Consider the following 13,929-nt stretch of genomic DNA (forward strand, 5'->3'; position numbering starts at 1 on the left):
CACATCAAATTATGTATTATTTATTAATTTTGTATTCTTTAGGCGGTGTTTTACCCATCAAGTGCTCTACAAAATAATCCCAACGTTTACGCATCATGTACGCTTCACGCGCGAAGCCATGGCGACGGTTAGGCAACATTAATAAATCAAAGTCTTTGTTAGCTTTTATTAATGCATCTACCACGATTAATGTACTGTACGGTGGCACATTATCATCTAAAGTGCCATGAGCTAATAACAACTTACCTTTTAACCCATCAACCATTAGTGGGTTTGATTGATTATCATAATTTGTTGAACCGTCAGCATTAGTTTGTAATAGTCCTTGCCACTTTTCACCCCATGCATCAGCATAGTTACGGTTATCGTGGTTTCCTGCACCTGATACGGCGACCTTGAAGAAATCAGGGTAATTTAAGATAGCATTAGTTGATGCAAAACCACCACCTGAGTGCCCCCAAATACCAACACGGTCGATATCAATCCACGAATGCTTAGCAGCCAATTGTTTAATTGCAGCGATTTGATCTGGCACACCGCTATCGCCCATATTACCAAAATAAAACTCATGGAATGGTTTTGAACGCATTGGTGTCCCTAATGCATCAATCTCAATAAGGATAAAGCCTAATTCTGCCATGGCTTGCTTATCACCACGTGATGCAGAAAATGAGCGGCTACCAATACTGCCCGTTTGTGGGCCCGGATACAGGTAATTCACCACAGGGTAAGACTTACTTGGGTCAAAGTTAGACGGCTTATACATTAAACCATGGATATCGTAGTTACCGTTACGATCTTTAACCACAAAGGCTTCAGGTGCAACCCAATCGTTGGCAACTAGCTTACTGATATCTGCCTGCTCGAGTTTAACTAAAGTATTGCCTTGAACGTCACGGATCACCGATTGTTCTGGTTGACTCGGTGTTGAAAACAAATCAACAAACTGAGTCCCTTCAGCGTTAAACGTAATTTTATGGTTGGCGATCTCTGGGGTTAATAGCTTTAAGTTATCACCGTCAAAGTCAACACGGTATAAATACTGGAAGTAAGGATCATCACCATCACGCCCGGCACCAGTGAAATAAATCACGCGATTTTTTGTATCAACGTTTAATACTTGCAGCACATTCCAATCACCAGAAGTGATGCCATGCTTTAAACGACCAGTGGTTAAATCATATAGGTAAAGGTGGCCCCAGTCAGAGCGTTGAGAGAACCAAATCACTTCATTAGACTCAGGCAGATATTGCCAGTTGGCTTTATTCATCCCTGATTCAAAGAAGCTAGCAGCGCGCTCATCTAATACTGTTTTCACTTGACCCGTTGTTGGGTTAGCAAAGCGGAACGTGGCTTCTTTATGGTCACGGCTAACAGAAACAAACGCTAACGAATCACTGGTTTGATTCCATTGCACGTCTAACATCTTGCCACGGCTATAAACATGATCGGTCACCGTTGAACGCTGAGCGTCCGCTGGCATTTTTAAGCGTGTCGTTTTCTTTGTTGCAACATCAATAACGACACGTTCAAGCATAAAGATATGCTCATCACCTGGTAAAGGATACTTCCAGCTATCTAGAGTTGGGTGGCCAACATTAGTAGTCACTAAATGCATTTCTTTAACATTACGTCCGTCATGTTGAAAAGTTGCAATTTTAGTTGAATCTGGCGACCACAACATCACGGGTGTTTTCGAGCGAATCCAGCCAGCGTTGTTAGTGGCATAACCAAAGTCTTTTACCCCATCAGTGGTCAGTTGCGTTTCGGTGTTCGACGCAATATCACGCACCCATAGGTTATAATCACGGATGAATGCCGCTTGCTTGCCGTCAGGGGAGATCACTTCGCCGCGCTGCTTCGCCGCTTTGTCAACCTCTTGACATTGCGATGTAGTAATCACACATTGATAGCCTTGCTTTTTAACTTTAAAGCTAAAGCTCGACTGCTCAGGATTAAATTTAATCGACTTAAACGGCAGCGCAACAGCGTTGGCTTCCAATGACAATGCAGATAGCGATTGAGCAATCGCCTGATGATCAAACGCGGCCTGTTTAGTGCCCGTTTTTGTATCAGCTAACACAAAGCGGTGCCCGCCAGCGATCGGAGTACGATAAACTAACTTATTTTCACCTAACCACTGTGAACCTTCTACCGTACCAAACACCAGAGTACTTGTAGTTGCACGAAGTTGCTTTTCAGCACGTTGATAATCAGCAACAGTAAGTTGCTCAGATGATGATCCGCTAGTTGTCGCACAACCACCGAGGGCTATCGCACAGCTAGCGACAACTGAACTAATAGCAAATTTATTTAATTTCATATAATTACACTTAATTTTTAATTATTTTTATACGAGAAGGCATGATTATACCTTAATTACTTCTGCAACTTTAGTCATAAATAAAATGAGAGGGCTATCTAGTCCTCTGTGCATTACTTAAAATTTAAACTTATCTAAACTTTCTCGAAGCACGGATGCTTCGCTCGCCATCGCACGACTATCATTAGCTAAAGAGACAGATGACTCTGTTACTCCTTGCGAAACACTACTGATTTCTCGAATGTTTGCACTAGCTTGTTCCGATACCGAATTTTGTTGCTCAGCAGAAGTAGCAATCCCCGCAACCATCTCATTTGTTTGCTCGAGTTTTTCGACAATTTTGGTCAACTCTTGACTGGTATTATCTGACGAACTAACACACTGTTCCATCTGAGTTTGTGACTCTTGCATCGCATCAGCAGCATTAACGGCATTCAGCTGAAGGTTATCGATAGTACTTTTAATTTCTTGAGTTGACTGCTGTGTCCGAGCAGCCAACGTTCGTACTTCATCTGCCACAACAGCAAAACCACGGCCTTGCTCTCCGGCACGAGCAGCCTCAATAGCAGCATTGAGCGCTAATAAGTTGGTTTGTTCTGATATTCCTCGAATCACTTCAGCAATATCACCAATTTGTAGTACCCCATCTTTGAGCTCTTGAACAATAACATCAGCACGTGAGATTTCACTAGCCGCTTGCTGAATATTATCCATCGTTAACGCCATTTGTTGCTGACCTGCGGCGGCTTCGAGTTGAGACTCTTGACTCATTTGAGCCATCAGTTCTGCATGCTGTGCAACCTCTTTGCTACTAAGCGCCATTTCATTCATTGACGCCGCTAAATCTTCAAGTTGAACTTGTTGGTGACTGATAACTTCACTACCGTCGATAGCTCGATCTGTCATAACAAGTGCTTGAGAACTTGTGTTTAGTACATTCTCTTGTACCGTTCGAAGTGTCTCACTAAAACTATTGAGCATGGCATTAAAGCTAATGGCAATATTAGAAATCTCATCTTGACCAGAGGTGTCAGCACTCGCCGAAAGGTTCGAGCTATCAGCAACGTATTTAAACTTTTTTTCTAAGTTATTTAACGGCTCAATGACACTACGCACAATTAAAAATAATGCTGTCACAATTAATAGCAACGCAAATATAGTAATAAACGTTAATGTGCTCTTTTGACTATCTACCGTTTGGAGAGCAATTTTTTCTTCCGCGTCACTAAGTTTCGAAATAATATCTGTCACTTTTTGCGCAGCACTCAGCATTGTCTGAGTATTCGCATTACTTGGTAAATGGCTATCACGAAATGCTAATTCAACGGCCTTATTATAAGCCTCAATACTACTAATCGCCCTTTTCATCTGGGTGATTGAGCTCTCAACGGCCATTTGTTGCTTGAGCTCTGAAGCTGTTTTAAGCGCTAGAGCAGCCTTCTCTCGATTAATCGTTAAAAAGCGCTTCTCTCCAGTAATAATATAATCAGCTTGACCAAGCCTAGCTTGATACATCAACTTGTTAACATCGACTAGTCGGTTATCAATCTCAATTTGCGTTAAGATAGCATTAATGGCTGATACTGCTAATGTTCCTAATAAAACCAGCACTAGCGTTACACTTAACCCAAGGCTAAACATTCTATTTTTTATTTTTATTTGTCTAAACATCTATTTTCCTAAGCGATACAACTAAATACGACGGTGTTGTATGTACTATCTAAAGTTTGTAATTAAAGAATTTATAGAACCTGTTTATCCTTAACAGCTCTTTTAATCTAACGATCCACTTACTTGGTGTGCTCGTTGGCATGAGCGTTCACGTGTCACACTACACGTGTTATTGAGTACAGCCTCCTCTAATTTGGATAAAATCTCGTTATTTTATTCGGCCCACTCAACTTCATCTAGGGCAGCTCGGGCTTGCGCTAAAGTACAGTCGGTTAAACCAATTAATTGATTGGTGGAAATGGCAGGGTTTCGTTTAACTAAGTTCACTAACTCATTGTGAGTTAATTGCATTCGCTGCTCTTTTAGTAGCTTTACTAGCCATTGCCAGCTCGGCTGCTGCGCTTGTTCAATTTGACTAACAATCGACTGCATTTGCTGTGCATCTGCAATTAAAATCCAATCTCTCGAACGTCCTTTGCGAGACAAGTGGGCACCGCTATCACGAATGATGGCTTTTAGTAGATAGGAATCAAAACACTTTCGTAAAAAAGCGCGCAGCAGTAACTGTTTTTTATCGGCCAAGATAAACTCGATAATAATTAAACTATTAGCCAATTTTAACAAAACTGGCTAATAATTCGAGAATTAAAATTAAGATATAGCTTAACTATTAAACCCTTAACAGTGGTGACTAATCGCTTGGTGTAATATCTCAGTTACCTGTTCTTGCTCAAAATCATTAATATCAACCCACAATTTTGATTCATCTCGCCCTAAGAGTTCTGAGAAAAAGCCGCCTAAACCACGCGCTTTACGATCCACTTCCACTAAAATTTCTAACTGTTCAGGATGGCTAACCATCAACATTTCTACCTCATCGACACGACCTCTGAACTCACCACCTTGTGGCTCAAATTCAAACTCTTGAACAAAAGGCTGGCCTAACTGCGAGCTTTTCTCACACTCAACTTCAGCGAGTACAAAGCCTAATTGACTCATCGCCGTTAGCACACTTGATTGACGAGGGGACGGTACAACATCTAAGTAGTCTTTATCTGATTTATCGAAGGCAAAATCGATATCTAAATCAGTATCAACCCACACCTGACAGCGTCCTAGGGACAAAGGCGTATAAAAAGGTAACTCAACAGAAAAGTCGAAACGTAACTCTTGCTCTGCTTGGGTAGTAAAGCTATCACTGACTTTAAACGAAGTTAGTTTCGCCACATGTTCAACGATTCTAGTGTGCTCAGTTTCTTCACCGTCTTCATCTGTTTCAGTGTAAGTTTCTTCAGAAAAGTAGTTACAACAGATAGCGACAGCGATGTGATTAATAGCTTGCTCGGTACTTCCGCCTTTGACCGCGACATAACCCACTAAGCTTTCGCCTGGGGCTAACTGAGGATTATCAATTATCGTATCAACAGTCGCACTGCCAATTCCAACAGACGATAATACTTTTTTAAAAAATGACATGAGAGTTCCTTGTTCGCTTAGCTTGAGTGTTTATTGGCACACGCTAACATAATCAACTAGATAAAAAAATGCCGCTGTTGTATTTCAGCGGCATTTTATGTCAAACGGTTAAATAGTGTAACTATGCGGTAGCTAACACATCTGCAATTTGCGCTAGCACTGTTTCATCCTCAATAGTTGCAGGCACTTTATAAGTGTCGCCGTTGGCTATTTTTTTCATCGTAGCCCGTAAAATTTTCCCCGAGCGGGTCTTGGGTAGTTTATCAACAACAACTACGTGTTTAAACGCAGCGACTGCACCAATGTGTTCTCGCACCAATGCGATCAATTCCTTGCTGACTTCATCCTGCGACAGCTCATTATCGCTACTTAATACGACTAGGCCCAATGGCAGCTCCCCTTTAAGCTCATCGTTAACCCCAATCACAGCGGCTTCAGCGATTGATGCATGCTCGCTGAGCACCTCTTCAATGCGACCCGTCGATAAACGATGTCCTGCAACATTAATCACATCATCAATACGGTTCATCACCCACAAATAATCATCGCTATCGATATAACCAGCATCACCAGTTAAATAGTAACCCTCAACTTGGCTTAAGTAAGCATCATAATAGCGCTGGTTATTTTGCCATAACGTTGGCAAAGTGCCCGGTGGGAGGGGGAGCTTAACAACAATCATTCCCGACTCACCTTTGACCACTGGCTCACCCGCGCTATCAACAATTTCAATATTAAATCCAGGAACTGCTCTCGCTGGTGAGCCTGCTTTTATCGGCACTGGACACGCGCCAATTAAGTTTGCCGCCATCGGCCAGCCTGTCTCTGTTTGCCACCAATGGTCTACCACCGGAATTTGTAACTGTTCTTGCGCCCAAGTAAGTGTTGCTGGGTCACAACGTTCCCCAGCCAAATATAATGCACTTAAACAGCTGATATCGTATTGTTTAATAAAATCACCATCAGGGTCACAACCACGAATAGCACGAAAAGCGGTAGGAGCGGTGAAGAAACTTTTCACCTGATATTCACTGATAATTCGCCAGAATGTCCCAGCATCGGGTGTACCTATTGGCTTACCTTCAAACACGATTGTGGTACAGCGATTAATCAGTGGACCGTAACAGATATAAGAGTGGCCAACGACCCAGCCGACATCAGAGGCAGCCCAAAACACATCACCGGGGTTAACGTTATATATATGCTTCATCGACCACGCAAGAGCCACGGCGTGCCCACCATTATCACGCACCACACCTTTAGGTTGCCCGGTCGTTCCAGAGGTATATAAAATGTAAAGTGGATCGGTAGCCTTTACGCTGACACAATCATGAGGCTGCGCTTGCTCACAAGCGGTTAACCAATCGAGGTCTCTTTCAACTTGTAGCTCAGCTTCCAGCTGCTGACGCTGATAGATAATAGTGTGATCGGGTTTATGTGTTGATAACTCAATAGCTTCATCAAGCAATGGTTTGTAGGGGATCAATCGATTAGGCTCAATACCACAAGAAGCCGATAATACTAGCTTGGGTTTGGCGTCATCAATTCGCGTTGCTAATTCAGGCGCAGCAAAGCCACCAAATACGACAGAGTGAATTGCACCGAGTCTGGCACAAGCTAACATGGCGACTAGTGTTTGTGGGATCATTGGCATATAAATCACCACGCGATCACCTTTTGTAACCCCCGCACTTGCCATTGCTCCAGCAAGTGACGCCACCTGCTGTTGCAGTTGTAAATAGGTGATTTTCTGTTTTGTTCCTGTGACGGGGGAGTCATAAATGATGGCATCTTGCTCGCCATAGCCATCAATAACATGGCGATCTACAGCATTAAAACACGTGTTGAGCTCTGCACCCGCAAACCAACGATAAAACGGCTTATCAGCATCATCAAGAATGGTATCAGCCTGACGATCCCAGCTAATAGCCTCAGCGGCATTCCTCCAATAATGTTCCGGTTCTTCAGTAGCTTGCGTTACCCACTGTTGGTAATTTGCCAATTCACTCATCTTTGCACCCCATTAGATTGTTATTATTAGTGCGTTTTTCATACTTCACCTGTACAAAAAACAGCTAATATATAACTAACACGTTAAAGTAACGTTGAAACATTAGACTTAGCGCTAAGAGCACTAGAAATTACGGTAAGACCACTTATAATGGGGGAAATTAACTTATTGAAAGCCTTATTTTTAGTGAGTAAAGTTGAGATGGAAAAATAAAATCTTTACCTTTACGTAAACTTCAAGTACGGTATAACAAACTTCAGGACTGTGTCTTATGTTAGAAACACAAAAAACATTTTCAATTAGCGATCTTTCAAAAGAGTTTGATGTAACCACTCGGAGCATCAGGTTTTATGAAGATCAAGGTTTAATTAAGCCGTTACGTCGAGGACAAACTCGCGTGTATAGCCCACAAGACCGTGTACGCCTGAAACTAATTTTACGCGGTAAACGCCTTGGTTTTTCCTTAGCAGAAACAAGACGTTTATTTGATTTATATGACGCTGACCGTTCAAGTGTCCAACAACTACATACCATGTTGACGTTGATAGATGAGAAAAAACAACACCTTCAACAGCAAATGGAAGATATCACTGTAGTTTTGATGGAGCTTAGTTCGGTAGAAACTCGCTGTCGCAGCGAATTAAAAGACCTAACTTAACCGCTAAGCGGTTTTTGGAGACCCCATGCAATCAACATTCAGTTCATTAAACTTTGGCCTTGGCGAAACAATTGACATGTTACGCGACACTGTTAACGCATTTGCCAGAGATGAAATTGCACCGCGTGCTGAGCAAATCGATTTAGATAACCAATTTCCAGCAGACTTATGGCGTAAATTTGGTGACATGGGATTATTAGGCATAACCGTTTCCGAAGAGTTTGGCGGCGTCGATATGGGCTACTTAGCGCATATGGTTGCAATGCAAGAGATCAGCCGCGCCAGCGCGTCAGTAGGGTTAAGCTACGGTGCACATTCAAACCTGTGTGTGAACCAAATTCACCGTAACGGTAATCAAGCACAAAAAGAAAAATATCTACCAAAGCTTGTTAGCGGAGAACACATCGGTGCCCTTGCGATGAGTGAACCCAATGCGGGGTCAGATGTCGTTTCAATGAAGCTGAACGCGCGTAAAGAAGGCGATCGCTTTATCTTAAACGGCAACAAAATGTGGATCACTAATGGTCCTGATGCACATACTTATGTTGTTTATGCAAAAACAGATACAGAGAAAGGCCCTCACGGCATTACCGCTTTCATCATCGAGCGTGGCTTTAAAGGCTTTAGTCAAGCACAGAAACTAGACAAATTAGGAATGCGCGGTTCAAATACTTGTGAGCTTGTCTTCCAAGACTGTGAAGTACCAGAAGAAAACATCTTAGGTAAGCTTAACGAAGGTGTTAAGGTCTTAATGAGCGGTCTTGATTATGAACGTGTTGTGTTAACAGGTGGCCCATTAGGTATCATGGATGCGTGTATGGATCTAGTGGTACCGTATATTCATGATCGTGTTCAGTTCGGTAAATCTATTGGTGAATTCCAGCTAGTTCAAGGCAAGATTGCCGATATGTATACACAAATGAACGCAGCAAAAAGCTATGCCTACAATGTTGCTCAATCATGTGGCCGCGGTGAAACAACGCGTAAAGACAGCGCAGGAGTCATCTTATACAGTGCTGAATTAGCAACTAAAATGGCACTGGATACAATCCAACTACTTGGCGGTAACGGTTACATTAATGAATTTGCCGCAGGTCGCCTACTACGTGATGCCAAGCTCTATGAAATTGGTGCCGGCACCTCTGAAATTCGCCGTATGTTAATTGGCCGTGAATTATTCTCAGAATCGAAATAACCCTATTGTGCGTCAAACGTTTCACTAGGGGTCAGTACTAATCAACATTACGAACGCAGCGTTAATGCGTTCGTAATATTCATATCAATAAACTCCCCTAGCCCAATGAAGCGTTCCCCTAATAATAACGAGGAGCTATCTAGTGGCTACAATCTCCAGTAAGATCAATACCCGCAGTCAAGAATTCATTGATAAAAGTACGGCTATGCAAGACTTAGTTGATGAACTAAACGCCAATATTGAAAAATTAAAGCAAGGTGGTGGCGAAGTCGCACAACAGCGTCATCAATCCCGTGGCAAAATGCTTGCTCGCGACCGGATTAATACCTTAATTGATCAAGGCTCACCTTTTTTAGAGATTAGTCAATTTGCGGCATGGCAATGCTACGAAGACTATGTCCCTTGTGCGGGTGTTGTCGCTGGTATTGGACGTGTTTCCGGTGTCGAATGTATGATTGTCGCCAATGACGCGACGGTAAAAGGGGGGACTTATTACCCACTGACCGTTAAGAAGCACCTACGCGCGCAAGATATCGCCGAGCGTTGTCACCTGCCGTGTATTTATTTAGTCGATTCAGGTGGTGCTTTCCTACCGCGTCAGGATGAAGTATTTCCAGATCGTGACCATTTTGGTCGTATCTTCTTTAACCAAGCCAATATGTCAGCGCAAGGCATTCCACAAATTGCTTCTGTAATGGGCTTATGTACCGCTGGTGGTGCTTATGTTCCAGCAATGGCAGATGAGTCAATCATCGTTAAAGAGCAAGGGACTATTTTCCTTGCCGGCCCACCCTTAGTAAAAGCAGCCACAGGTGAAGAAGTGAGCGCAGAAGACCTTGGCGGTGCAGACGTTCACTGTAAAGTCTCTGGGGTAAGTGATCATTACGCGCAAAATGATGAGCATGCATTACAGCTAGTGCGCCAAGCAATTAGCCGTATTAATCATGTCAAAAAGCCAAACTTAAGTCTGTTGCCAAGTGTTGAGCCATTATACGATGCCAAAGAGCTCTACGGGATCGTCGGTACCGACTTGAAAAAGCCGTTTGATGTTAAAGAAGTGATTGCTCGTGTCGTTGATGGGTCTGAGTTTGATGAATTCAAGCAATACTATGGTTCGACTTTAGTGTGTGGCTTTGCTCGTATTCACGGTTATCCGGTGGGTATTGTCGCTAATAACGGGATCTTATTTTCTGAATCTGCACAAAAAGGCGCACACTTTATTGAGCTGTGTTGTCAGCGCAAAATTCCATTAGTATTTTTACAAAACATCACCGGTTTTATGGTGGGTCAAAAATACGAAGCCGAAGGTATCGCTAAACATGGCGCGAAGATGGTAACAGCCGTGTCTTGTGCTAAAGTCCCTAAATTTACCGTATTAATCGGTGGCAGTTATGGTGCAGGTAACTATGGCATGTGTGGCCGTGCTTACGATCCAACCATGATGTGGATGTGGCCAAACTCACGTATCTCAGTAATGGGCGGCGAGCAAGCGGCTGGCGTGTTAACCCAAGTTCGTCAAGACGGTTTGGCACGTAAAGGCGAAAGCATGACCGAGCAACAACAAGATGAATTTAAAGCACCCATCATCGAACAATACGAAGCGCAAGGTAACCCTTATTATGCTAGTGCACGCTTATGGGACGATGGCATTATCGATCCCGCACAAACACGACAAGTCCTAGGCTTAGCGATTAGCGCCGCTTTAAATAAAGAAATCGAAGATACCAAATTCGGTATCTTTAGAATGTAGGAGTAACAGCACATGACTCAACCTCACCAGTATGTTGCAACTAATATTGATGACCGTGGTATCGCTACCATCACTATGTTACGCCAAGCAGTGCATAACGCCTTTGATGATGAAATGATTGCCCAGTTAATCAATGCATTCGAAACCTTAAGCGCAGAACCTAAAGCTCGCGTGCTGATTTTACGCTCGTTAGGTAAAAACTTTTCAGCAGGCGCAGACCTTAACTGGATGCGATCAATGGCCAAGAAAAATTATCAAGAAAACCTTGATGATGCAGGGGTGCTAGCCAGATTGATGCAAGTAATCGCTCAGTCGCCAAAGCCAACAATAGCTCTCGTTCAAGGGGCGGCGTTTGGCGGTGCCGTTGGCTTAGTGGCTTGTTGTGACATTGCTGTCGCGACTAACCGTGCCAGCTTCTGTTTAAGTGAAGTTAAAATAGGCTTAATTCCTGCTGTAATCAGCCCATACGTTGTTGCTGCGATAGGTCGACGTCAAGCTCAACGCTACTTCTTAACCGCGGAGCGATTTAGAGCAGAACAAGCCTTACAGTTTGGCTTAGTCCACCACATTTGTGACGAAGAAGGTGACGATGCGTTACTCAATAGTGCAATGCCTATCGTCGACGCCCTCTTAGCCAATAGTCCAGCAGCCATGACCCAAGCCAAAGAGCTGATTCACTTTGTTGCTGATAAAGAAATCAATGAAGCAACTATTCACGGTACCTCTGAGCGTATCGCCGCGATTAGAGTCTCAGAAGAAGGTCAAGAAGGCCTTAGTTCATTCTTAGAAAAACGTAGCCCTCGTTGGCTTAATAAGCAAGATTAAGGAATTAGCTCATGTTCGATAAAATTTTAATTGCCAATCGTGGTGAGATAGCCTGTCGTATTATTAAGACCTGTCACGAGTTAGGCATTCGCTGTGTTGCACTCTATTCTGACGCAGATAAAGATGCGTTACACGTTAAAATGGCCGATGAAGCGTTTCATATTGGCCCAGCGCCAGCCAAAGACTCGTATCTAAAAATGGATAATATCTTAGCCGCAGCCAAAGAATCAGGCGCACAAGCCATTCACCCGGGTTATGGCTTCATGTCTGAAAATGTCGAGTTTGCCCAAGCCTGCCTAGATAATGATATTACTTTTATCGGACCACCTGTTGCAGCAATCGATGCGATGGGCTCTAAAAGTGCCGCTAAAGAAATCATGACTAATGCGGGCGTACCATTAGTGCCAGGTTATCATGGTGAAGAACAAGATCCTGCTTTTTTAAAACAACAATCCGCTGAGATTGGCTACCCACAGCTCCTAAAAGCCGCTTATGGCGGTGGTGGTAAAGGTATGCGCGTTGTATGGAGCGAGGATGAATTTGACGCTGCACTCGCGTCAACCAAACGTGAAGCCATTGCTGGTTTTGGTAATGATAAGATGTTGATTGAACGTTACTTAACTAAGCCTCGTCACGTTGAGATTCAAGTTTTTGCCGACAGTCATGGTAACTGCATTTATCTATCTGAGCGTGACTGTTCAATTCAACGTCGTCATCAAAAAGTCATTGAGGAAGCTCCTGCCCCTAATTTAAGTCAAGAAACCCGTGTTGCTATGGGTGAAGCGGCTGTAGCCGCTGCCAAAGCGATTAATTATCAAGGCGCAGGTACGGTTGAATTCTTATTTGATGAAGACGGCTCTTTTTATTTCATGGAGATGAATACTCGCCTACAAGTTGAACACCCAGTAACAGAAATGATTACGGGGCTTGATTTAGTGAGTTGGCAGCTAAAAGCCGCTTATGGTGAACCCTTGCCACTTAACCAAGAACAAGTCACTATTGATGGCCACTCTATTGAAGTGCGTATTTACGCCGAAGACCCTGATAACGAGTTTCTACCGGCAACAGGTAGCTTAGATTATTTACGTCAGCCACCAGCGAGTAATCATGTTCGTGTTGATACTGGTGTGATACAAAACGATCAGGTCAGTAGTTTTTACGACCCAATGATTGCCAAGCTTATTGTTTGGGATGATACGCGTGAGCGCGCTATTGCCCGAATGTCACGAGCCTTAGAGGACTACCGCATTGGCGGCTTAAAAACCAATCTCGGTTTTCTAGCTAACTTAGTCGATGCCCAGCCTTTTAAAGACGCTGAACTTGATACGGGCTTTATTGAGAAGCATCAGGACTTATTATTTACGCCAAAAAACGAGACTTGCTACAGGGCTTTAATGCTTGCTTCACTCGCTATCTTAGAGCAGCAAAAGCATCAAGCAAGCCCAGCCGTACACTTACAAGATAACGACCCATTTTCACCATGGGGCGCGACCAATGCATGGCGCTTAAACGAGTCAGCTCTTCATACTATAGAGTTAACCGACAGTCATGAAAACTCGCATTTAATTAGTGTAGAGCAACTGAACGACAGCTATCGTTTCACCTTCGATGGTCAGGCATTTATTGCAACAGCGATACTCGATAATGATCACCTTGTTGCGACGATTAATGGCCACAAGACGAGCTTACTCACTGATATCTCTACTCAACAAGTTAGTTTATTCATAAAACAAGAAGTTCACCACTTTAGCCGTAAATACCATGATGGCAACAGCTTTGAGGTGGATGAAAGTGATGACAAATTAACCGCGCCAATGAATGGTACTATTGTTGATGTGCCAGTGAATGCAAATCAATTAGTCAAAGCAGGTGACGTGCTAGTGATTATGGAAGCGATGAAAATGGAATACAGCATCACTGCACCGCACGACGGCACGGTCAATGAGGTCTATTTTCACACTGGGGATATGGTTAAAGACGGTGAACTGTTAATCGATCTAACCGCGACGGAGGGTTAAGC

General features: G+C 43.3%; 10 protein-coding genes. 5 read left to right on the top strand and 5 right to left on the bottom strand.

All coding sequences use genetic code 11. The annotated features are described in order from the left end of the window. Positions 1–16 precede the first annotated feature (16 nt). From Q8W26_RS01850 to Q8W26_RS01870, 5 genes are all read right to left on the bottom strand, one after another. Positions 17–2,323 carry a DPP IV N-terminal domain-containing protein gene (locus Q8W26_RS01850; RefSeq protein WP_101212999.1) on the bottom strand — a complete coding sequence of 769 codons (2,307 nt, stop codon included), beginning with the start codon at positions 2,321–2,323 and terminating at the stop codon, positions 17–19. Positions 2,324–2,440: 117 nt separating this feature from the next. Beyond that, positions 2,441–3,994, bottom strand: coding sequence for a methyl-accepting chemotaxis protein (locus tag Q8W26_RS01855; protein WP_101212998.1), 1,554 nt, complete (start codon positions 3,992–3,994; stop codon positions 2,441–2,443). Positions 3,995–4,207: 213 nt separating this feature from the next. After that, a complete protein-coding gene (locus Q8W26_RS01860) occupies positions 4,208–4,576 on the bottom strand; it encodes a ribosome recycling factor family protein (protein WP_305472040.1) in 369 nt (122 codons plus the stop codon). Positions 4,577–4,672: 96 nt separating this feature from the next. Further along, complete coding sequence (locus Q8W26_RS01865) at positions 4,673–5,470, bottom strand: sporulation protein (RefSeq protein WP_101212996.1); 798 nt, start codon at positions 5,468–5,470, stop codon at positions 4,673–4,675. A gap of 121 nt (positions 5,471–5,591) precedes the next feature. Continuing rightward, positions 5,592–7,481, bottom strand: a complete 1,890-nt coding sequence (locus tag Q8W26_RS01870; protein ID WP_101212995.1) for a propionyl-CoA synthetase — start codon at positions 7,479–7,481, stop codon at positions 5,592–5,594. A 271-nt stretch (positions 7,482–7,752) separates the two neighbouring features. On the opposite strand from Q8W26_RS01870, the gene Q8W26_RS01875 reads away from it, so the two are divergent. The 5 genes from Q8W26_RS01875 to Q8W26_RS01895 all read left to right on the top strand — a co-directional run bounded on the left by Q8W26_RS01875 (position 7,753) and on the right by Q8W26_RS01895 (position 13,927). Then, positions 7,753–8,139, top strand: a complete 387-nt coding sequence (locus Q8W26_RS01875; RefSeq protein WP_101212994.1) for a MerR family DNA-binding transcriptional regulator — start codon at positions 7,753–7,755, stop codon at positions 8,137–8,139. A 25-nt stretch (positions 8,140–8,164) separates the two neighbouring features. Further along, on the top strand, positions 8,165–9,334 hold the full coding sequence (locus Q8W26_RS01880) for an isovaleryl-CoA dehydrogenase (protein WP_101212993.1): 1,170 nt from the start codon (positions 8,165–8,167) through the stop codon (positions 9,332–9,334). Positions 9,335–9,476: 142 nt separating this feature from the next. Next, positions 9,477–11,084 carry a carboxyl transferase domain-containing protein gene (locus Q8W26_RS01885; protein WP_101212992.1) on the top strand — a complete coding sequence of 536 codons (1,608 nt, stop codon included), beginning with the start codon at positions 9,477–9,479 and terminating at the stop codon, positions 11,082–11,084. A 12-nt stretch (positions 11,085–11,096) separates the two neighbouring features. Further along, positions 11,097–11,909, top strand: a complete 813-nt coding sequence (locus Q8W26_RS01890) for an enoyl-CoA hydratase-related protein (protein WP_101212991.1) — start codon at positions 11,097–11,099, stop codon at positions 11,907–11,909. Between the two features lie 11 nt (positions 11,910–11,920). Continuing rightward, positions 11,921–13,927, top strand: coding sequence for an acetyl/propionyl/methylcrotonyl-CoA carboxylase subunit alpha (locus Q8W26_RS01895; RefSeq protein WP_101212990.1), 2,007 nt, complete (start codon positions 11,921–11,923; stop codon positions 13,925–13,927). The last annotated feature ends 2 nt before the right edge of the window (positions 13,928–13,929 follow it).

Origin of the sequence: Psychrobium sp. 1_MG-2023, assembly GCF_030689115.1 — a bacterium.
Classification (GTDB): Bacteria; Pseudomonadota; Gammaproteobacteria; order Enterobacterales; family Psychrobiaceae; genus Psychrobium.